The organism is Mesorhizobium sp. M0496 (genome assembly GCF_040321205.1).
GTDB lineage: Bacteria > Pseudomonadota > Alphaproteobacteria > Rhizobiales > Rhizobiaceae > Mesorhizobium.
The window spans coordinates 1-21,325 of record NZ_JAMYRC010000068.1 but is presented as its reverse complement, the minus strand read 5'-3'; the positions used below and the strand labels follow the sequence as shown (position 1 = coordinate 21,325).

Annotated in this window: 13 protein-coding genes and 3 pseudogenes; 5 read left to right on the top strand and 11 right to left on the bottom strand. The window is 59.9% G+C overall.

Annotated elements, in window-relative coordinates; translation table 11 throughout:
* Positions 1–153 precede the first annotated feature (153 nt).
* The 3 genes and pseudogenes from NKI73_RS31860 to NKI73_RS31850 form a co-directional block, all read right to left on the bottom strand.
* A complete protein-coding gene (locus NKI73_RS31860; protein WP_352635826.1) occupies positions 154–912 on the bottom strand; it encodes a class I SAM-dependent methyltransferase in 759 nt (252 codons plus the stop codon).
* A gap of 797 nt (positions 913–1,709) precedes the next feature.
* Positions 1,710–2,227 (bottom strand): annotated as a pseudogene (locus tag NKI73_RS31855) (recombinase family protein); the annotation flags it as partial.
* Positions 2,214–2,399 (bottom strand): hypothetical protein, encoded by a 186-nt coding sequence (locus NKI73_RS31850; protein ID WP_023731891.1) that lies wholly within the window; start codon positions 2,397–2,399, stop codon positions 2,214–2,216. The gene NKI73_RS31850 and the pseudogene NKI73_RS31855, both read right to left, overlap by 14 nt.
* Before the next feature lie 312 nt (positions 2,400–2,711).
* Between NKI73_RS31850 and NKI73_RS31845 the strand changes: the two are divergent.
* Positions 2,712–2,970 (top strand): annotated as a pseudogene (locus NKI73_RS31845) (transposase domain-containing protein); the annotation flags it as partial.
* 237 nt (positions 2,971–3,207) lie between these two features.
* Here the strand turns inward: NKI73_RS31845 and NKI73_RS31840 are convergent.
* The 6 genes and pseudogenes from NKI73_RS31840 to NKI73_RS31820 all read right to left on the bottom strand — a co-directional run bounded on the left by NKI73_RS31840 (position 3,208) and on the right by NKI73_RS31820 (position 12,399).
* Complete coding sequence (locus tag NKI73_RS31840; RefSeq protein ID WP_352635824.1) at positions 3,208–4,233, bottom strand: GlxA family transcriptional regulator; 1,026 nt, start codon at positions 4,231–4,233, stop codon at positions 3,208–3,210.
* A 207-nt stretch (positions 4,234–4,440) separates the two neighbouring features.
* Positions 4,441–5,478 carry a GlxA family transcriptional regulator gene (locus NKI73_RS31835; RefSeq protein WP_352635822.1) on the bottom strand — a complete coding sequence of 346 codons (1,038 nt, stop codon included), beginning with the start codon at positions 5,476–5,478 and terminating at the stop codon, positions 4,441–4,443.
* A gap of 150 nt (positions 5,479–5,628) precedes the next feature.
* Complete coding sequence (gene ydiJ, locus NKI73_RS31830) at positions 5,629–8,652, bottom strand: D-2-hydroxyglutarate dehydrogenase YdiJ (protein WP_352635820.1); 3,024 nt, start codon at positions 8,650–8,652, stop codon at positions 5,629–5,631.
* A 51-nt stretch (positions 8,653–8,703) separates the two neighbouring features.
* The gene (locus tag NKI73_RS31825) at positions 8,704–10,611 is read right to left on the bottom strand and encodes an amidohydrolase family protein (RefSeq protein WP_352635819.1); all 1,908 of its coding nucleotides are present in this window, start codon (positions 10,609–10,611) and stop codon (positions 8,704–8,706) included.
* 414 nt (positions 10,612–11,025) lie between these two features.
* Positions 11,026–11,236 (bottom strand): annotated as a pseudogene (locus tag NKI73_RS33730) (IS6 family transposase); the annotation flags it as partial.
* A gap of 95 nt (positions 11,237–11,331) precedes the next feature.
* Positions 11,332–12,399, bottom strand: a complete 1,068-nt coding sequence (locus tag NKI73_RS31820) for a GlxA family transcriptional regulator (protein WP_352635818.1) — start codon at positions 12,397–12,399, stop codon at positions 11,332–11,334.
* Positions 12,400–12,496: 97 nt separating this feature from the next.
* Between NKI73_RS31820 and NKI73_RS31815 the strand changes: the two genes are divergently transcribed.
* Genes NKI73_RS31815 through NKI73_RS31800 form a run of 4 tightly spaced genes read left to right on the top strand, consistent with a single transcriptional unit; the run spans position 12,497 to position 17,527 of the window.
* Positions 12,497–13,747: a sarcosine oxidase subunit beta family protein gene (locus NKI73_RS31815; RefSeq protein ID WP_352635817.1), complete on the top strand. Its 1,251-nt coding sequence runs from the start codon at positions 12,497–12,499 to the stop codon at positions 13,745–13,747.
* 18 nt (positions 13,748–13,765) lie between these two features.
* Entirely contained in the window at positions 13,766–14,041 is a 276-nt protein-coding gene (locus NKI73_RS31810; RefSeq protein WP_352635816.1) for a sarcosine oxidase subunit delta, read from the top strand.
* Positions 14,041–17,007: a sarcosine oxidase subunit alpha family protein gene (locus tag NKI73_RS31805; protein WP_352635814.1), complete on the top strand. Its 2,967-nt coding sequence runs from the start codon at positions 14,041–14,043 to the stop codon at positions 17,005–17,007. The genes NKI73_RS31810 and NKI73_RS31805 overlap by 1 nt, the downstream gene beginning before the upstream one ends.
* On the top strand, positions 17,000–17,527 hold the full coding sequence (locus tag NKI73_RS31800; RefSeq protein WP_352635812.1) for a sarcosine oxidase subunit gamma family protein: 528 nt from the start codon (positions 17,000–17,002) through the stop codon (positions 17,525–17,527). The genes NKI73_RS31805 and NKI73_RS31800 overlap by 8 nt, the downstream gene beginning before the upstream one ends.
* A 455-nt stretch (positions 17,528–17,982) precedes the next feature.
* Here the strand turns inward: NKI73_RS31800 and NKI73_RS31795 are convergent, their stop codons facing one another.
* Entirely contained in the window at positions 17,983–19,056 is a 1,074-nt protein-coding gene (locus NKI73_RS31795; protein WP_352635810.1) for a GlxA family transcriptional regulator, read from the bottom strand.
* 460 nt (positions 19,057–19,516) lie between these two features.
* A complete protein-coding gene (locus NKI73_RS31790; protein WP_352635809.1) occupies positions 19,517–20,686 on the bottom strand; it encodes a M20 aminoacylase family protein in 1,170 nt (389 codons plus the stop codon).
* Between the last annotated feature and the right edge of the window lie 639 nt (positions 20,687–21,325).

Genomic DNA, 21,325 nt, shown 5'->3' with positions numbered 1-21,325 from the left:
GATAGTTCATATTCCCTTCATTCAAGACAAGCAGTACGTCGATGCCGCGCTCGGCCATCTGCTGGCGCAGCCGGGTCGTGCGTGCACGATACTCTTCTTGACTAAATGCAGACATGAGCCTCTCCCTTCACTAAAGGGCCGTTGCCGTTGGTATTATTTGTACGCCACAACCACGAGGCGCGAGCTATCGGATGTAAACGGTCCACCTTCCTGCCCATAAGCCTCCACAGTCTCGAACCCCGCGGTTTTTAACATGCGAACAAAGTCAGAAAACCCATACTGTCTGAATGAAAGGTTCGTTCGTCTCACGCGTCCATCGCGGGCGAAAATCCTTTCGATATTCAGACGATCGTTTAGCACGTCGTTGCTGATTATATCGATCCTTAGATCGTCGTTACGCTGCACTACGTAGATAGGCGACTTGTAACTCAGAAAATCGAAGCGATTGGCATGATCGATTAGAAGACGCCCGCCCTTTCGAAGTGAAGAAGCGGCTTCACGAAGGACTCTCTCATTGTCCGCGTCATCGAAATAGCCAAACGTCGTGTACCACAGAAAAGCCGCGTCAAATCGATCTCGCCAAGGAAGTGAGCGCATGTCGCCCAGAACATACTCAACGTTTACTCCGCGTTCAGCCGCGTCAGTTTCGGCTTTTTTTAGCAAGATCGGCGAGATATCAAGTCCGGTTACCCACGCTCCTTTTTCGGCCAACCGATTGGTAATCCGCCCATAACCGCATCCAAGTTCAAGAACTGAGCTGCCTTGTCTAAGAGCAAGAATATCCCAAAGCTCTCCTGCATCTCGGTCATTTTTCTCCGGCGGATTTACCACATCCCCAAAATGTAAGTAATCCTCGCTAAAGTATTCATTAAGTTCAGATATGGAAGCTGCAATACTAATCTTATCGATCATGTGATTTCCATCGACTGTTATGTCTCTTCGTGCAAGTTTGCATAGAGCGAATAATATTGAAAGAAAACATTTGTGAAATTTGTCATACCGTTGCTAAATATTTCAGCAACAGTCGTTAATCTGACTACGTTCGAGATTGGATCGTGGGCCGGTATGGGGTCTCCCACGGCGCTGCTCTCGAAGCTCGTCAACATCGGCTTTACCTGCGCTTCAACCTGATTCTGTCAATGACCACGGAATTGGGACCCTGTTTTTTCGCGCAAAAGGGGGTGAGACTCAATCTCGCTGCATGTGAAGGCTGAAATCGCAATTTTTCCGAGGGGAATCAGCACAATGGAACGGAGATCTGGGTCGACGAAACTGGCGCCGGCGGGCTTCGTCGTCGAGCATGCGGAGATCGACACGGATTGCGTATTTCTTGACGTGCGCGCAACGGCGCTTTCGGCAAGTGCCCGTGCTGCGGGACCAGTTCACTCCGGACCCAGAGCCGATATCTGCGGCAAGCCGCCGATTTGCCGATCGCCGGTCGGCGGGTTTTCCTGCGGGTGACGGTTCGCCGTTTCTGGTGCGACGCCGTTCTTTGCCGCCGCCGCATTTTTGCCGAGCGGTTTGGCGCCGATATTCTGGCTCCGCTATCGCGAAGGACCGGACGTTTTGAGACGATCGTTCATCACTTGGGGCTCACGCTTGGCGGCAGGCCGGCTGCGGCCTTTGCCGATCGCCTCATGATGCCGGTGAGCTACGATACCCTGTTGCGTGTGGTGCGCCGCAGGACGGAACAGCCACGTGATGAGCTCGCCATCATCGGCATTGAGACGCAGCTCCCCCCGCCGCGCTTTGGCGCGAGCCGCGTCAAGCATGCGCGTTCGCAAAATGCCGAGCTCAAACTCGCTGATACTGCCCTTCATGCCCAACAACAATCGATCGTTAGGCCGAAAAGGATCGTACACTCCGTCGAGATCTATGACGCGCGCTTCAACCAGGCCGCACAGTTCCAGGAGATGGTGCCAATCCCGGCCATTGCGAGAAAGACGCGATGCGTCGAAGCAGAGCACTGCGCCAATTTTGCCCGTGCACAGGCCGCTCACCAGTCGTTCGAAGCCAGGGCGGTCTACAGCACCGCTGGCGGTACGACCAAGGTCATCGTCGATCACATCGACATCACGGAAACCCCAGCGTCGCGCGACATCGACAAGTTCATATTGTCGCCGCTGGCTCTCCAGGTTGTTCTGGACCTGACCCGGGGTCGACTGTCGAACGTAGACCACAGCTTTGCGCTTCAGCACCGGGCTGGAAGGAGATTATTGCCCGTCATCGCTCGTCTCCTTCGTCGCGACGCCGGCCGCGGCCATCAGGAGGGTCGCCAGCCTGGCGACAACGACGCTTCGTTCCCCGTCGCTCAGGCCTCGCATCTGCGGCGTATCGAACGGCATGCTCAGCTGCTGGGTCAGCACTGGTAATGTCGGCGGTAGTGGTAAAGCCTTCATGGCGCGCCTCCTGGATGGCCGTGAGTCCACCCCTCGAAGTCTGCCTGAAACCGCGCTCGGTAAGCAGTCTATGAAGCTCTACAAGCCCAATCACCGCAACACGCGGTTCGCCCATCTCCATGTCGGCGCAAAACGCCCGATCCAGCATCCACTCCGCCACCTGGATGATCTCACCCGGCCTGATCTCTACCCGGATGATCGCGCCATTGGCCCAGTCCTCGCGACCTTCATGCTGAAAACGACCGCCGTAATATGGATGCCAGCGATAATGAAACTCCACCATCTGCCCGACATGGGCAGAATGACACTGCGATGGCTCTGGGAAGGCGCAACTGGACCTTCGCCGGTTCCCAGCGCGGCCGACCGCGCCGCCGTTATGCTTACCCTCATCACCACGGCACGCCTCAACGACGTCGACCCGAAAGCTTGGCTCGCCGATGTCCTGGCCCGCATTGCCGATCTTCCCACCTCGCGTCTGCACGAATTACTGCCCTGGCACTGGAAGCGCCTGCGCGAAGCCGATAAGCCCGCCAATCAGCAGCCGCCTGACCTCACGCAAACGTCATCATAGAGCCCGCCCCGCGCACGCGCATGTGCCAATCATGCGGCCTTCGTCGTATGCGTACTGTCCATCTGCCTTGGACACGATATAAAGATAAAGCTTTCGACACTGGTGCTGACGTTGCCAACGATTAGAACAGAGCTCATCAGGCAACCTCGCGATTGCGTCTGCAATCTCGAGTTTTGGCCGCGATAGCGATGCGCGGGTGCGTCGATCGCCGATCTATTACGTTTCGGCTTTCGCGATTTACGACGCGGCTTTATTCTCAACGGTTGTACGAACTAGGGGCGTCCGATCTTGTCCGCGCGATTCAGATGGCCTCTTTCCGACGATGCGTTTGTACCATGTCGAAAAATGGGAAGCTGAATCGAAACCGCAAGATAGAGCTACGTTAATGACAGATAGGCTAGAGTAGATGAGAAGCTCGCGCCCTCGCTCTATACGGAGTTGCATGTAGTACCGCTGAGGCGTTAGGCCAGCGTGCATTTTGAATCGACGCTCTAGCTGACGCACAGAAAGCCCTACCCGTAGGGCAATGTGCGGAACTGGTATCGGCTCCTCAACATGACGCTGCATTAGATCGATCGCGCGTCGTATTTTGTCTGGAAGATGCGCTAAATGTACAAGGCGTCCACCGAACTGATCCTCGTTCTCATTTCGGATATGCTCATGGTGGAACTGATCGGCAACGCTCCGAGCACGATCTCTGCCGAACCGTACCGAAATCAGATGCAACATCATATCCATCGCCGCAGTCCCACCCGAACAGGTCAAGCGGTCGCGGTCGATTTCATAAATCCGGTTCGTGCAGTTAAGATCGGGGAACTCTTCTTTAAGGGCAGAACGGCTCTCCCAGTGTATCGTGCAACGATACCCTGACAGCAGACCCGCCCGAGCCAGCAGCCGCGTGCCGGTTGATAGCGATCCAATCGCGAGTCTACGACGCCCGGCCTCCCTAAGAACTTGGAGATAGCGCCTTTCATCGTTCAACTCAGTATGCAAACCACCGCAGACGAAGAGGTAGTCTGCACCGCAGAGCGCCGCTTCATACTCAAGCGTCGGCAGCGGAATGCCCATAGAAGCCTCTATATCGACGCCGGTCGGGCTCGCGAGTCGCCACAGGAAAGCTGGCCGCTGTATCAATCGGTTAAGGCAGCGCAGCGGCTCAATTGCCGAGGCCAGGCTCATTAGAGATAGACCGGGCAACAGGAGGAAGACGATGACTTGAGGGGTCTCCTCCGCATCAAACACGGTGTCTTGGGCTATGGGCAAATCTCACTCCCTTCTTAGGCGAAGCGATGTGGCATTCGCACTCTAGGCACCTAGTGGTTCCAGCCTGACATAAGAGTCCGGACTGGGATTCCTTTTTTGTCTGCCCGCGTGCGAGTCATGCGCCTCCAGGCAAAGCACAGCGCCCACATGCAGCGGAAGCGGACGCGACGGGCTCCGAAGCCTCATCACCTATTTTCGTATCGATCTTCACGTCACGGCCAATCCTGTTTTTTTCACACTAACGAGGCTCAGATTTCGCCGTTCCTCGCCAGGGCTACGGCCGAAGGCTTTGCGATACGCGCTGCCAAGATGAGAGGCGGAGACGAAGCCACAGCGCAGCGCGATCGAGGCAATGGATTCGGTGCTCTCCTTGAGAAGCCGATGGGCCTCGTTCAGGCGCACGGCGAGGTAAAAGCGCTGCGGGGTTATGTTGAAGTGCTGGTGCCACAAACGCTCAAGCTGTCGCTGCGACAGGTTGCAATGCTGGGCGATGTCTTCAATGGGGACGAGATATTCGAGGTTCTGCTCCATGCAAGCGATCGCCGCTGTGAGACGAGCGTCGTTGACACCGTAGCGCCATTGAATAGCAATACGCTGATGCTCTTGAGGTCGACGGATGCGGCTGTGCAGGAACTGCTCAGCAATGTCAGCAGCAAGCTGCCCACTGCAATCACTGGATATCTGGTCAAGCATCAGGTCGATCGCGGCAGTGCCCCCAGCGCATGTCCAACGGTTGCGATCACGCACAAAGAGCTCACGGCAGACCTCGATTAACGGGAACTCCTCCGCGAATTGGCGCAATAACTCCCAATGCAATGTACACCGATAGCCAGCTAGCAGCCCTGCGCGGGCGAGCACGAAGGTGCCCGTGCTGAGCGCGCCGAGCGGCTTACCAACGACGGCCAGCCGTCGGAGGAAGCGATCGACTCGGACATCATGCAGCTTCTCGATTTGCATGCTTGCAATGACGAACAGCCGGTCAATCGCGGGTGCGTCGTCGATCGAGACGGTCTGTAGCTCAAGACCGCTGCTCGAGCTAATGGGAGTCCCGTCGGATGACAGCACATACCACTCGTAGAGGGATTGTCCAGAAAGCCTGTTGGCTGCACGCAGAGGTTCGCTTGCCGAGGCCAGCGCCATCATCGAGAACTCCGGAAAAACCAGCAACCCAATACGTATGGGTACGGATCCAGTCCCGGGGATGCCGGTCACCGTGCTGCTCGTTTTTGACAAAAATTTCGTCATTCACATCCTATCGCAGGCCAACTCGCGAATACTGGGTGTTCGGTTCGCCCGTTAATCAACCCCACTTGCGCAACAGCACGATACGCTGTTCGGGCAACTTCACCCAGTCGGTCGGCGCGATAGCGTGGCTGTCCGAGCATTCCGATTGGCTTACTCGGGTCGATTCGAGAGCTCGGCAAGGAGCGCCTGCACAGGATGGGCAAGACGAACACCATCGATGATCTCAACCTGGGACCGGCAGGAGAAGCCATCCGCGAGGAGCCGACCCGAGGAGCCGGCGGCTTTCACGTGACCTGCCCAACTCAGTGCATATATGTGCTCGGACAAGGCGCGATGCTCGACCTCGTGACCGAACGTGCCCGCCATGCCGCAACAGCCGGATGGCAGAACGGTGAGTGCGATCCCGCAAGCGTCAAAGACGTGGCGCCACGCTGCCACCGCCGCCTGCGCGTTGGTCCGCTCAGTGCAGTGCGGCAAGAAGAGGTAGTTGGGCGCTCCCGCGATGCGGGGGAGCCAATCTAGCCGGGCCGCCAGCCATTCCTGGATGAGTTGCACGGACGGCAGCTTCCGCCCGGGGAGTACTGCGGGGTACTCGGATCGGTAGGTCAGCGTCATAGAGGGGTCGAGCCCGACGAGGTCGACGCCGGCGGCGGCGAGCTGCCCAAGCGCACTCGCATTTTCGGCCGCCAGGCGCTCAAACGAACTGAGGAAGCCGTGAACGTGGAGCGGCTTGCCGTTCGGCCTATAGGGCGCGAGCCACGGCCTCATCCCGATTGCGCGGAGGAGGTCGAGCGTGTCGAGCAGCACTCCCGTTTCGTAGTAGGTCGTGAATGCGTCCGGAACGACGACGACGCTCTGCATACGTTCGTGCGGAGCCAGGGCACCTAATGCATCCGGCGTTGCGATGGCGACATTCCTTGCCTTCAGCTCCCGCCCGAGATCGAACCCGGACAGCCTCGGCGTATGGACAAGGCCGAGGGGCCGCATCAGGCCTAGGGCCGTCGCCAGGTTGACGAGCGACGGCATCCGGGCGAGGAGCGGCAGCATCGCCTCGAGCCGCCCGATCACGTGGTGGCGCAGAGGCCGCAGATAACGTCCATGGTAGAGTTCGAGGAACTTCGCCCGGAACGTGGGCACGTCCACCTTGATCGGGCACTGGCCCGTGCAGGCTTTGCAAGCTAGGCAGCCTGCCATGGCCTCGTGGACTTCATGCGAGAAGTCGTCGCCCCGACGGAGCGTTGCAAGAAGCCGGGCTGGAAAAGTCAGCCAGGCGGGCCGGGCCCGCAGCCGTTGCGCTTCCGCCAGCGGGTCAATGTCCTTCGCGGCGAGCCGCCGCAGCCATTCGCGCATGAGCTGGGCACGGCCCTTCGGGGAATGCCGGCGCTCGCGCGTGCCTTTCCAGGAGGGGCACATAGCGTCGTCCGGGTTCCAGTTGAAGCAGGCGCCGTTGCCGTTGCAGTGCAACGCCTCGTCATAGCCGGCCCTTACGCCGGCCGGAATGGTGCGGTCGTGCTGGCCCTTGGTCGGCACGCCATCGACCCTCAGGAGCACGCCGCCGTCCGGGACGGCAATCTTGCCGGGATTGAATTGGTTGCGCGGATCGAAGGCCGCCTTCACGGCCTGAAGGACCGGGTAGAGCGGACCGAAGAAGCGGGGCGAGAACTCAGAGCGCATGCCTTTGCCGTGCTCGCCCCAGAGGAGCCCGCCGTAGCGATGCGTCAGTGCCACGACCTCATCCGTGACTTCCCGGATCAGCGCCTCGGCGCCCGCCGCCTTCATGTCGATGGCCGGACGGACATGGAGCACTCCGGCGTCGACGTGCCCGAACATCCCGTAGTCGAGTCCGCATCGGTCAAGCACCCCCCGGAACTCAGCAATGAAGTCAGCTAGGTTCTCCGGCGGCACGGCCGTGTCCTCCACGAAGGGGATCGGGCGCTTGTCGCCCTTCATGTTGCCAAGAAGTCCGACAGCCTTCTTCCGCATCTCCCAGATGCGAGAGACCTCGGTGATCCCCCTGGCGATCGTGAAGCCGCGCCGTCCGGCAAGCGGTCCGTCCGTGTCAAGCGCAGCCGCCAGGCGGCCCAGGGCCTCCTCAACCTGCGCGTTGCTTTGCCCGACGAACTCGATCAGGTTGACGCCCCGCGCCGGTTCCCCGTCGTCCTCAGGAAAGTATGTAGAGACGCCCGCCCAAATCAGGTCACCCTGGGCGAGCGACAACACTCTTGAATCAACGGTTTCGATGGAAGCCGCCCCGAAGGCGACGAGGGCCTGCGTGTCCCGGAGCGCGGCATCGAAGCTGTCGTAGCGCAGGATCACCACTGCGCTCTGGCTCGGCAGCGGCAGGACGCCGAGTGTCGCCTCGGCGAGAAAGCCGAGCGTCCCCTCCGATCCGCACAGGATAGCATTGAGATCGAAGCGGCCGTCTGGGCGCCGGATATGAGCCAGGTCGTAACCTGTGAGGCAGCGATTGAGTTTCGGGAAGTGCGCGGTGATGAGCGACGCGTTCCCGCGCTCGAGATCGTCGACGGCGCGATGGATGGCTCCCGCTTGATCGGGGCGACTCCTAGCGGCCGAGAGCGCCTCTTCGTCCAGGGGCACCGAGTTCCAAACCGTCCCGTCGGACAGGACGGTCGTCAGTTCCAGGACGTGATCGCGGGTCTTGCCGTAAAGGCAGGATCCCTGCCCGCAGGCGTCTGTCGAGATCATGCCGCCGATGGTGGCCCGGTTCGATGTCGACAGCTCGGGGGCGAAGAACAGTCCGTACGGCTTCAAGGCCGCGTTGAGTTGGTCCTTCACGACACCCGCCTCCATCCGAGCCGTACGGCGCACCGGGTCTATCGCGAGGATCCGGTTCATATGGCGCGACAGATCGACGACAAGCCCGTCCGTCAGCGATTGGCCGTTGGTGCCGGTCCCGCCGCCGCGCGGCGCGACGCGAATGGCCGAGAACCGATTCTCCGCGAGCAGCTTCGAAATCCGGACAAGGTCATCGCGCTTGCGCGGGAACGCGATCGCCTGCGGCGCCATCTGATAGATCGAGTTGTCGGTCGCCATGACCGTCCTGTCGCTGGTCCCCATCGACAGGTCGCCCGCAAAGCCCCGCGCCCGAAGTTCGGCACAGAAGGCTTGGTAGAGTGGAAGCGTGATGGAGTCGGACGGGAGTTTAGGGATCATGGCGCTCAAGGAGCCCGGGCGCGGCCTTGGGTGGAGCAGGGCTGCGCAGGTTCAGGACGGAACGGGTGACATGCTATGCGCGCGGATTCCGCGGTCGATGTTCTCGATCATGTAACAAAAGACGATGTTCTCGGCGCTCATCTGCTGGCCATGCTCCATACCGGCGATCAGCAACGGAGCCTTGGTTTTCTGCCCCGGATAGACCTGATGCAGCCGGACCGACTCCTCCGGCATGTGGAGTGTGTTCTCCGCCCCATGGACGATCAGTGCCGGCGGGAAACGTCCTGAATCCTTAACGAGCTCAGCCTCCGGGTCAAATGCCAGACACTCCTTATACGACCTCGCACTCACGGTGCTGCAACCTGGCCAGCGATCAACCCCGTCGACATCCGTATAGCTGCCGAGCTGCTCATCGACGTACGCTTGCGTCGCCGAATCGAGGGGATAGTAACCAAGCCTCGTCTCTAGGGTCCCCGTGTCGAACGACGGTACCGGTTCGTCATCGGGCAACTCCAGCAGCGCCGCGTGTGCCGCCGTCTTGTCGGCGCGAAGGTTTTGCAAGGAAGTCATGCGGGTGTAGTTCATCGGTACGTAGTACGGAACCTGGTCGCCGCCCGCGCGGGCCAGTTCCGCAATAGCGGCCAAGCTGGCGACCGAACCCATCGCCCATGAGGCAACGACAGGCATGCGGCCAAAATGCTCCTTGCTCCAGGAGATCGCAGCGAGCACCTCGGCCTTCTGGTCCTCGAGGCTGACGTTCGTCATTGTGAGGTCGCCGCGCTTGACGGTGTTGCGCACGTCCTTATTCTTGAAGAAACCGGCGACGTCATAGGTCATCACGCGATAGCCGCGCCCGGCCAGAGCCTTGCCCACCAACTGGCCGTACATGCTGGTGCCGCCGGTGAAGCCCGAGTTGAAGACCACCGGAGGGAGCTTCTGCTGCTCGTCGCTCGGATTAGCAGGGCGGAAGACCCGTCCACGCAGGCGATGGGTGCCGTCGTGGTAGGCCACAGGGAAGGCGATATCTTCTTCAATCAGGTTAGTCATGTTTTTCCTTTCAGCGGGAGGGGGAAAAATTTCGGCGGATGCGCCGCGAAGCAGTGCATCCGCTGTGATGCCCGTGCGTGCGGCGGTGGCGCGGGCAAGCCTCGCGCCGAAGTCGAACGCATGCTCAGGAGTGAAGAGATTGGCGTAGGCCCGGCCCTCCCGGTCGGCGCCGATATGGGGGGCGTCGCTGGCCTCCAGCAGCAGCCTGTGCGCACCCACCCGCTCGACGATCTGGACAGCGAAAGGCAGGGCAGCGGCCGGATCGATCGCCGTGCGGTATCCGGGGCCCTTGAAGTACACGTTGCCACGCTCACCGGCCTCGCGCAGCAAAGCGACGAATGCACGGTCGTCAACGCCCCGCTCGGGATGGCACGTGCCAAGGTGGTCGATCAGGACAGGAACTCGTTCGGGCAGTTGTCTGAGCACCTTCAGGTTGACTGCGGCTTCCTGCGCATACACATGCACATGCTGGTCAGCGCGCAACCGCGCGAAAAGCTGCGGCCAGTCGGCACCGGTATAGGCATCATGCCTGATCGCCTCGGGAGTCGCATCATGAAGCACTATACGAACACCCTGCACCTGCGGATGCGCCAAGCGTTCAGCATTGGCATAGTGGGGATCGGCCAAAATCGTTCCGACCAGCCGGACGCATCCGTAGCGCAAAGGATCGCGCTCCTTTAAACCTGCCAGCTCGTTAAAGGACGCGAACACATTCTCCGAGTCCGGCAGGATACTCAAGTGAACATTATTGAGCAGTGTTGGGTTCACCCCGGCATCGATCAAGGTATCAAGATATGTACTGAGTGGATGCGGAGCAGGCAGTGTGTAGGGGGCTCCACCTGTCACGCGTGCCAAGTCTCTAGCTGTGTAGAAGTGCACATGAGCATCAATCCGTGGCGTTGTCAGCATCATCTCAGTCGCTCGATGGAACGGAACGAAGATATCCGACCCCGTCCCCTTTCGCGTCGCGACAGTTCGACGGATCATATCAAATAGTCGCCATCGGCCGGTATGCAGATCGGCGGGCGAATGCTTCGCCCTGGAAGAAGGTGGGAGCCTAAGGTACTTATCGCTGAGTCAGTCGTTGCTTAGCATACCGGTCCGCCGCCGACATCGCCTGCGCGCCGCCCGCTAAAGCGCAGCAAACATCCGGATCCATGGAGCCGTGCGATCGGCAGCCACCCGAAGCCCTCTGCGGGCGGCGCCTTGACGATCTCGGACGCGTTCCCTGCCGGTGTGGTATGACCCCCGCGAGGAATCGCTCGAATGTCCACATACCAACAAGGATACGCTAGACGAACCGCTCGTGGGAGACTAATTGCCCGCGCCGGGGCGCGCCTGCCGTACAGTTGCATGTCTGGGATCCGAAATTTGGCTATCCAACGGCGGACTGTTTAATATGACAAGTCTATTCCATGCTCGAGCAGCATTTCATCAGCTTCACGCAGATTCAGGTTGAAGCGTAGGTAACCCCAGACCGTTGACCGATCTGCGGCCCAAAACGATGACGTTTGAAACGGATATATGATGTCTGCATGGCCCGAGAAAATTGCGTTCAATCCGACACGCAAGCAACCGCAAGCTAATTAACGTGAAAACACCGGTTTCATAGGAGAGCGACAAGGAAATTTCTTAGGACGAGCGCCACCGCGTATGCGCATTCCTCTGCGGCAGCCTTGTCTTGCAGTTTTCTCCTGTTCGAGCAAAAGGTTTGCACGTTGACAGGACGGTCTCAGACAAACCGGTCCGCAAAGAGCTTGGAGGACTTCCGTACTGACTCCTGAAAGCTTGGGAAAAGTGTCCGGTGCTGGAGAACCCAGTCGCGAAGGCAATTTCGGCGATCGCAAGCGGGCTCTGTTCGATCAGCCGCCGCGCATGATCCAGCCGGATCCGGCGATAGGATTGCAGAAAGCCGGCGTTCAGATGCTGTGAAAAGAGGCGATCCAGATGGCGGGAGCTGATCGAGAGAAAATGCGCCATTGCCTCGCGATCGAGGGGATTTTCGATCGTCGCCTCCATTTTTTCAAGCGCGGCCAGCAGGATGGGATTGTGGGTACCAAATCGCTCGGCGGCTGAGCCGCGTTGCGGGTCGGAGGGGTCGGCAATCGCGGTGTGAAGGTACCAATCGCTGACGCGCCTCGCGAAATGCGCGCCCATGCGTTCTGCGATCAGCGCATGCATCATGTCGAGCGGAGCCACGCCGCCGCCGCAGGTGATGCGATCGCCATCGATGACGTAGCGGGCCTGCCGGGGCGTCAAATCCGGATAGGCCTCGCGCAGTACGGGGGCATGCTCCCAATGAATGGTGAAGTCTCTGTTATCGAGCAGACCGGCGGCGGCCAGAACATAGGCACCGCTCGAGATCGCGCCGAGACGGACGCCGAGACGCGACAACCGCCGTAACGCGCTGAACAGCCTGTCCGCTTCCACCCAGTTGCCGGGATCGCCCCCCGCACAGACGAATACTGTATGGAATTCCGTTCCCGCGAACGAAAGATCATCGCAGGCAATCTCGATGCCGCCGGAGCTCCGCACCGGTCGGCCGCCCTGCGAAAGCTGCCCGATAGCATAGAGGCTGCGCCCCGCTAGCAGATTGGCGGCCCGTAGGGGTTCGGTCGCCGATGCGTAGGACATGAGCGCGAAATTCGGCAGCAGCAGAAAACCGAACCGCTGGGTCTGTCTGTCCGATTCAATCGTCATGTCTGATCTATATAATAAATCGTCCCATATTTGGAACTGAAAATGCTGACGACCGTCATAGGTTGCCCCGACTCTCCAAGCTTGGACATGAGCAGCGATGCGATACTCCGCTCTTTCGATTTTTCTCAATGGCCTTCGCGGCAACATCGGCTGGGGCCCAGCCTGGCGCGCGCCGGAGCCCAAATCCCACTACGACGTGATCATCGTCGGCGGGGGTGGGCATGGCTTAGCGACGGCCTATTATCTCGCCAAGGAATTTGGCGTCACCGATGTCGCAGTATTGGAGAAGGGCTATATCGGCTCCGGCAATGTCGGGCGAAACACGACAATCATCCGCTCCAACTACCTGCTGCCGGGCAACAATCCCTTCTACGAACTGTCGATGAAGCTCTGGGAAGGGCTGGAGCAGGACTTCAATTTCAACGCCATGGTCTCTCAGCGCGGCGTGGTTAATCTCTATCATTCCGACGCGCAGCGCGACGCCTATACACGGCGCGGCAACGCGATGATGCTGCATGGCGTCGATGCGGAACTGCTCGACCGCGACGCGGTCCGCGCCAAGCTGCCATTCCTCGATTTCAACAATGCACGCTTCCCGATCAAGGGCGGCCTGCTGCAGAGGCGCGGTGGCACGGTGCGGCATGACGCGGTGGCCTGGGGCTATGCCCGCGGCGCTGACATGCGCGGCGTCGACATCATCCAGCATTGCGAAGTGACCGGCATTCGCCGCGAAAACGGCAAGGTCGCCGGCGTCGAGACCACGCGCGGCTTCCTAAGCTGCGGCAAGCTGGCGCTCGCGGCCGCCGGCAATTCCTCGCGCGTTGCCGAGATGGCCGATATCAAGCTGCCGCTGGAAAGCCATGTGCTGCAGGCCTTCGTCTCCGAGGGCCTGAAACCGTTCATCGATTGCGTGGTGACCTTCGGCGCGGGCCATTTCTACGTCTCGCAGTCCGACAAGGGCGGGCTCGTCTTCGGCGGCGACATCGACGGCTACAATTCCTATGCCCAGCGCGGCAATCTCGCCACCGTCGAGCATGTTGCGGAGGCCGGTAAGGCGATGATCCCAGGCATTTCCCGCGTGCGCGTGCTGCGTTCCTGGGGCGGCGTCATGGACATGTCGATGGACGGCTCGCCGATCATCGACCGCACCCACATCGACGATCTCTACCTCAATGCCGGCTGGTGCTACGGCGGCTTCAAGGCGACGCCCGCATCGGGCCTCTGCTTTGCGCATCTTATCGCACGCGGCACGCCACACGAGACCGCTCGCGCCTTCCGGCTCGACCGTTTCGCGCGCGGCCACATCCTCGACGAAAAGGGCCAGGGCGCCCAGCCCAACCTTCACTGATTTCCAGGGTACCTGAACATGACAAGCCTGATCCCGTGTCCACATTGCGGCTCGCGACCGAAAGAAGAATTCACTGTGAAGGGGGCGGCACTCGCCCGGCCCGCACCCGATGCCGGCACGGATGCGTGGATTGACTATGTCTATCTGCGCGACAATCCGCGCGGCGCCTATGACGAACATTGGCATCATACGTCGGGCTGCCGGCGCTGGCTGGTGGTGAGCCGCGATACGGCGACGCATGAAATCTCGGGCTCCCGCGACGTTGTGCTCGACCTATCGGCGGAGGCGCTCTGATGACCTCCTATCGACTCCCAAACGGTGGCCTGATCGATCGCCAGTCACGCCTCGGCTTCAGCTTCGACGGCCAGTCGCTCACAGGCCATGCCGGCGATACGCTGGCTTCCGCCCTGCTCGCCAATGGCCGCCAACTGGTGGGCCGCAGCTTCAAATACCATCGGCCGCGCGGCATCCTGACCGCCGGCGCCGCCGAACCGAATGCGTTAATGACCATCGGCAGCGGAGGGCGCACCGAGGCCAATACCCGCGCCACGATCCAGGACCTTTACGAAGGTCTCGAAGCGCGCAGCCAGAACCGCTGGCCTTCGCTCCATTTCGATATCGGTTCGCTGAACAGCCTGCTCTCGCCATTCCTCGCCGCGGGCTTCTACTACAAGACCTTCATGTGGCCGGCGAAGCTCTGGGAAGGTCTCTACGAGCCTTTTATCCGCCGCGCAGCCGGTCTCGGCAAGGCGACCTACGAGGCCGATCCCGACCGATACGAGAAGAGCTGGGCGCATTGCGACCTGCTGGTGATCGGCGCCGGCCCCGCCGGGCTGGCCGCCGCGCTGACCGCCGGCCGTGCAGGGGCACGTGTCATCATCCTCGACGAACACAGCCTTGTGGGCGGATCGTTGCTGTCGGAGACCGCCACCATCGGTGGCGAAAGCGCGCCGGCTTTTGCCAAGCGGCTGGCCGACGAGCTGGAAACGCTGCCGAATGTGCGCGTCCTGACCCGCACCACCGCCTTCGGCTGGTATGACGGCAATGTTTTTGGCGCTGTGGAGCGCGCCCAGAAGCATGTGCGCAGCCCCGATCCGAACAAGCCGGTCGAGCGCATGTGGCGCATCGTCGCCAAGAAGGCGCTGCTCGCCAGCGGCGCCGAGGAGCGGCCGCTGGTGTTCGGCGGCAACGATATTCCCGGCGTTATGATGGCGGGTGCAATGCGCAGCTATCTCAACCGCTTTGCCGTGGCCCCCGGTCAGCGCACCGCCATCTTCACCACCAATGACAGCGGTTATGCACTCGCCCGCGATCTCGAGGCGGCGGGTGTCCAGCTTACCGCAATCATCGACAGCCGCGCCGATGCCCAGTTCGCGTATACCGGCAAGGCTCGCCTTATCAATGGCGCCGTCGTGTCTGACGCCAAGGGCGGCAAGGCGCTCTCCAGCGTCAACGTCACGACCGCAAACGGCGCCACCGAAACCATCGCTGTGGATGCGCTTGCCATGTCCGGCGGCTTCAGCCCGATCATCCACCTGGCATGCCATCGCGGCGGCAAGCCGCGATGGTCGGATGCGCATGGTGCCTTCATGGCCCCATCTGAGATCAGGGGCCTCGCGCTCGCGGGCGCCGTCACGGGCACGACCGGATTGTCAGCAAGCCTTGCAGAGGGCGCCGCGCTAGGCGCTACCATCGCCCAAGACCTCGGGTTCGGCGCCCAACCATTCGACGCCGGTCCAGTCGATGGCGACATCATCGCTCCACCGACCCGCCCGCTCTGGAATATTCCTGGCGTGAAGGGCAAGGCCTTCGTCGATTTCCAGAACGATGTCGGGCGCAAGGATCTCGGCCTTGCCGTCCAGGAAGGCTATGGCGATGTCGAACTTGCCAAGCGCTATACGACATCGGGCATGGCAACCGACCAGGGCAAGCTCTCCAATGTCAACGCGATTGGCCTGCTGGCCGAAGCGCGTGGCGTCTCTCCCGCCGAAGTCGGCACGACGACCTTCCGGCCCTTCTACACGCCGATCAGCTTCGGCGCGCTGACCGGCCCGCATCACGGCCATCATTTCCAGCCGGTGCGCAAGTCGCCTCTGCATGACTGGGCCAAAAAGCACGGCGCGGTCTTCGTCGAGACTGGCCTCTGGTATCGCTCATCCTGGTTCCCGCGCGCGGGTGAAACCAGCTGGCGACAAAGCGTCGACCGCGAGGTCCTGAACGTTCGAAAGAATGTCGGCATCTGCGACGTGTCCATGCTCGGCAAGATCGAGATCCGCGGCAAGGATGCGGCGGAGTTCCTCAATCGGGTCTATTCAAACGCCTTCCTGAAACTGCCGGTCGGCAAGGCGCGCTATGGCCTGATCTTGCGCGAGGACGGTTTCATCTATGATGACGGCACGACGAGCCGCCTGGCTGACGATCGCTTCTTCATGACGACGACCACTGCCTATGCCGCCGGCGTCATGACGCACCTCGAATTCTGCGCTCAGGTGCTGTGGCCGGAACTCGACGTACGGCTCGCCTTGGTCACGGACCAGTGGGGACAGATGTCAGTGGTCGGGCCGAGGGCGCGCGCGACGCTGCAGGCGATCGTCCATGATGAGATTTCCGACGCTGCCTTCCCCTTTCTTGCGGCAAAGGAAGTTTCGCTGTTCGGCGGCCGGCTGCATGGCCGCCTGTTCCGTATCTCTTTCTCGGGCGAACTGGCGTATGAGCTTGCCGTCCCGGCCGGCTATGGCGAGAGCGTCGCCGACGCCGTTCTCCAGGCAGGCAAGGAACATGGAATCCAGCCCTATGGCGTCGAGGCGCTCAGCGTACTGCGCATCGAGAAGGGCCATGTGACGCATAACGAGATCAACGGCACGGTGATCCCGTCGGATCTCGGCTTCGCAAAGATGGTATCGACAGCCAAGCCGGATTTCATCGGCAAGGCGATGCTCGGCCGCGAGGGACTGGTGGCCGAGGATCGCCCGAGCCTTGTCGGCGTCGTCCCGCTCGATCCCACGACCACATTCCGCACCGGCTCGCACATCCTCGCCAAGGACGCCGCGCCGACGCTCGAGAACGACCAGGGCTATGTCTCGTCGAGTGCCTTTTCACCGCATGTCGGCTCGACCATCGGGTTGGCGCTGGTGAAGCGTGGCCATGCCAGGCATGGCGAAGAGGTGGTGGTGTGGAACGGCCTGAGCAAGGAATTCACCGCCGCACGTCTCTGCAATTCGATCTTCTTTGATCCAGCAAACGAGAAGCTCCATGTCTGATTTCGAACTCATCCACCGTCCGGCGATCAGCACCAAACCAGTGGGGAGCTCCGACGCCTTTGCCATGAAGGCGATGCCCGAGGGCACCCTGATCCAGGTACTGGGCAAGTCCGGCGGCGAGGATCTCAGGCTCGCGCTGCAAGGCCTGTTCGGCGCCCAGGCCAACATGATCCGCACGTTCGGCCCCGGCCAATGGCTGGTCGTCAGGGATGAGCCGACGTCTCACGTCGACCTGCAGGTAGCGTTTGAAAAGCTCGCTTCACACGCCTTTGCGGTCGATCAAACCCATGGACGTATCCGCATCGAAGTCTCGGGCCGCGCGGTCATGTCGGTGCTGGCAAAGGGCACGGCCGTCGATTTGGAAGGTATGGCCATCGGTAAGTCCGCGATGACGATAATGGGACATATCTCCGTGCACGTGACCCGCTGCGCAGCGGATCAATTCGAGCTGGTCGTGCTGCGTGGCTTTGGTCAGAGCCTTTGGGACGAAATCGCTGACCTGAGCATCGATCTCCGCTGAGACTTTGCCGCGGATAGTTGACGGTGGCCGAAGCACGGAACTGGCCGCGATCCTTTTTGGGACATCGCGGCGGCTACGCGCAATGACAGAACCGGGAGGCCAACATGGCAATGACAATGGATGCTAGGAGAGTTGGCATATTTGTCGAGCATGCTACCACTCATCTCCTGTGCAACGACGCGTCCAACGCTGCAGCTAAGGCCGAAAAGTTCAGTGGCCCACCATGTCGAGGGTCGGCACAACGACCAAATCCGATTGTGGCGTGGTCATCGAGGCCGAGCCGCCCTACGATAATGGCCGCATTCGACGGGCAGGCGAAACCGACCTGCTCCTGACGTTCGCGACCCAGGCAAGCGCAAGGTCGTGCTGTGCTGGATTCGCGACGGCCGACGCGTTAAGGCCATTCTGCAACGAGAGTGCCATACCCGATCTTCAAACATCAGCGCGGTGCTCTGCTACTGGCAGTTAGGCATTATCTCGTTACGTAGCCTCAGATCGATTTGGCGAATTTTCGTTTTACTCGGGCCAATCGACATTAGTTTCTTTCGTTGAGTAACTGGTAATCGAGATTGGTGCGGTGCGCATCCGTAGGCCTCGCGGTACGCTTTTGAAAAATGCGATGCAGAAACGAATCCGCAAGACATTGCGATTTCAAACACCGGCAGGCGCGAGTTGATGAGCAACAAGTGCGCACGTTCCAAACGAAGATCCAAATAATACCGGCTTGGAGAACATCCTAGTTCCCGGCTAAACAGCCGCTCGATTTGTCGGCGGGATAGGCCGGCTGACACCACAAGTTCTTCTAATAGCAATGGTTCCGTGAGGTTTGACTCCATCTGCTCGATTACCTTGATTACCCCCGGATGGTTCAGTTGCACTCGAGAATGAAGAGGTAGACGTTGGCGCTCACCCGCCGAACGGGTCCGACACGCGATTGCTTTTTCGCAAATGCGGTTGACGATTGCCGTCCCATGATGGCGGTCAACCAAATTCAGAAACATGTCGAAGGGGGCGTCGCCGCCGGCGCAAGTGTATAGGTCACCGTCCCGCTCGAAAGCAGTTTGAGTGGCTACCACACCGAGGAACCGCTCAGAGAATGCAGGAAATTGCTCCCAGTGAACCGCGCAACGCCGCCCTTCAGCAAGTCCCGCCCGAGCAAGCGCAATCGTGCCGCCAGCTATCCCTACGAGGCTGCCGCGCCGGTTCCGACACTCTCGTAGCCAGGCATCAAGCTGTTTGTGCGGGCTAGGAGCATTGCGGCCGCCGACAACCACAACAGCCGATGCTGACATTGATCGACGAGCTCTTTCACGTTCGAATAATAACGAAGAATCGGCGCAGACCAACAACCCGCAACTCGAAGCCGCAGGTTGCCCATCATCCGAAATGACCTGCCAGCTATACACGTCCCGACCCAACACCTCATTAGCGAGCCTCAGCGCTTCTACCGCCGACGAGAAAGCTTGGAGCGAAAAGGCCGGCAAGAGGTAAAAGCAATAATTTCGGCATGTGGATTGTGATTCTGCCATCCCCGGAGTTCCTTTCTCTTACCCTGATCTCTCATGCTTCCAGCGGCTATGCCAAAACTGCGCTACTAACTTCCTTCGTTTGGAGACCGGCATCAGCAGCACAACACGAAGTGCTCTGCCTATCGAACCCCATTCCACAGCATTTTAGCGAAAGCCTGCCAGCTGCCGGTCGGAATGCTCGATCGCCCCGGATTCCAGACCGAGCTAGGCTCCGCTCTCTCATCGAAGCGCACTGCACTCCAGCAGTGCCAACGATTTCTTCCACTTCGGCCTTGGTTGTCACCAAGGGAGCAGCAAAGCCCGTCACCATGCTCCATTGGCGCGAGCGATAAGACCGTGTCCACGCACTGCCGTGGAAATTCGTGCCCAACCATGAGTGTGGGATTGAATCGCCCGTTCTTGTCGCGATCGGTTACGAACTTGATTGCACCCAAGAGGCAGAGTCCGCTCACGTTTCAATTCAAATAGGCAATACCGTCTCAACCAGAGTAACCCACCAACCGATCCCATAGGGCAAGGCCTCATCGTCGAAATCAAACGCCGGGTTATGACATTGGGGCGTTGGTCCGTTACCAACCAAGATATAGGCTCCCGGCCGCTCGGCCAGCATATAAGCGAAGTCCTCCGCCCCCATGGAGATTTTGATGGACTCATCGACGTTAGTTGCGCCCACGAGGTTTTGAGCCGCCGTTAGAGCCAGTTTGGTTTGTTCAGCATGGTTGAAAGTGGCAGGAACCGAACGCGTGTACTTGAAGTCGATATCTCCACCGAATCCGCGGGCAATCCCTTGGGCGACGGCCTGAATTTCTCGCTCGGCGAAATCTTGAAGCGTGGGTGCCAGCGTCCGAACAGTTCCGGAAATCTCAACTTTATCGGGAATAATATTGTAGGCTTGCGAAGCGCTCAATTTAGTGACGGATATAACCAGGGAGTCCAGTGGATCCGTCTTGCGGGAAACCAGAGCCTGCAGACCTAGAATGATTTGGGCTGCGATGACAACAGGATCAATGGTTTGACTGGGGTGGGCAGCATGACCGCCCCTGCCGTTAACGCTCATATCGAAGTCATCTTGCGAGGCCATGATCGCGCCATCGCGGATGCCGAACTTGCCGATGCCAAGCCCAGGCTGGATGTGCATACCATAAACTTGGGATATATTGAAACGATCCATGATCCCTTCTTGAACCATCTTAAAGCCGCCCGTTGGGAATTCTGGCTCTTCTGCCGGCTGGAAGATCAAGGCGACAGTGCCTTTGAAATTGCGGGTAGCCGCGAGGTATTTCGCGGCACCCAGCAACATCGCCATATGACCGTCATGGCCGCATGCATGCATTATTCCGGGAGTTGTCGACGACCAAGGCTTGTTTGAGGCTTCGACGATCGGCAGGGCATCCATGTCCGCCCTCAATCCAATCGTCGGCCCCGCTCCGCCCTCACCCTGAATCAATGCAACGATGCCCGTCTCGGCAATCCCCGTTTCGATGTGATTGATACCGAACGAGGCAAGTTGCTCGGCAACGAACTTCGCCGTATTTGGCAGCCGAAAATCGAGTTCGGGATTTGCATGGAGATGGCGGCGGCATTCGGTTGCTTCGCGCTGCAAATTCCGGAAAGTTTCAACGTCTCTCATGCTGCGTCAGTCCTAATGGAATGCATCCCGCGGTCCTCGTTCGATGTCCTGTCTCCCGCCGCGTCGACAATCCTCGGAGCGAAAGATAGGGCTCCATTGAGTTGAACCCGAAATGAGGACGTTGGTCCTTCATTTTGTTCGGTGGAGGATCAGAACTCTATTGTTGCAGCGCCGATTGTAGGATGACGCATTGGAGGAAGCGACCGGCTCCAAACTACGCCGACCTCTGAAATATAGGCTGCATAGAGGAGCACGATTTGAAATGAGATGTCTGAGGGGACCGGTGATTGCCCTGCCCCAAATGGGCCGAGGCATCCCACCGCTATACCCAGCAACCGCAGATCGTTGATTACGCGGTCGGGCTACGCTTCGACCTGACCACGTGAATTTGAGCAAATACATACTGCTCGAGCAAGGAATCGACGTGTCTATGAAAACGGTCCGACTATTGGACCGCCAACTTCGAACTCCAGATCCCATGCAACCTGGGGCGACGGCAGGCGCGCCCCGAGGCTTTCGATTCCTGGAAAAGTGCGGCCTGCGTCGCCCGAAAACTAAAGACGCCTCAAGGCTTCTCAAGCAGGGGACTTAACGTGACAACAACCTGCTAGGCTCTCTGGAATGCGGCACAGCGCATCA

Coding starts and splice junctions, on each gene's coding strand:
- NKI73_RS31790 (WP_352635809.1), bottom strand. CDS start 20,686: ATGAGAGACGTTGAAACTTTCCGGAATTTGCAGCGCGAAGCAACCGAA.
- NKI73_RS31805 (WP_352635814.1), top strand. CDS start 14,041: ATGACCTCCTATCGACTCCCAAACGGTGGCCTGATCGATCGCCAGTCA.
- NKI73_RS31810 (WP_352635816.1), top strand. CDS start 13,766: ATGACAAGCCTGATCCCGTGTCCACATTGCGGCTCGCGACCGAAAGAA.
- NKI73_RS31800 (WP_352635812.1), top strand. CDS start 17,000: ATGTCTGATTTCGAACTCATCCACCGTCCGGCGATCAGCACCAAACCA.
- NKI73_RS31860 (WP_352635826.1), bottom strand. CDS start 912: ATGATCGATAAGATTAGTATTGCAGCTTCCATATCTGAACTTAATGAA.
- NKI73_RS31815 (WP_352635817.1), top strand. CDS start 12,497: ATGCGATACTCCGCTCTTTCGATTTTTCTCAATGGCCTTCGCGGCAAC.
- NKI73_RS31835 (WP_352635822.1), bottom strand. CDS start 5,478: ATGACGAAATTTTTGTCAAAAACGAGCAGCACGGTGACCGGCATCCCC.
- ydiJ (WP_352635820.1), bottom strand. CDS start 8,652: ATGATCCCTAAACTCCCGTCCGACTCCATCACGCTTCCACTCTACCAA.
- NKI73_RS31825 (WP_352635819.1), bottom strand. CDS start 10,611: ATGATGCTGACAACGCCACGGATTGATGCTCATGTGCACTTCTACACA.
- NKI73_RS31850 (WP_023731891.1), bottom strand. CDS start 2,399: ATGAAGGCTTTACCACTACCGCCGACATTACCAGTGCTGACCCAGCAG.
- NKI73_RS31820 (WP_352635818.1), bottom strand. CDS start 12,399: ATGACGATTGAATCGGACAGACAGACCCAGCGGTTCGGTTTTCTGCTG.
- NKI73_RS31795 (WP_352635810.1), bottom strand. CDS start 19,056: ATGGCAGAATCACAATCCACATGCCGAAATTATTGCTTTTACCTCTTG.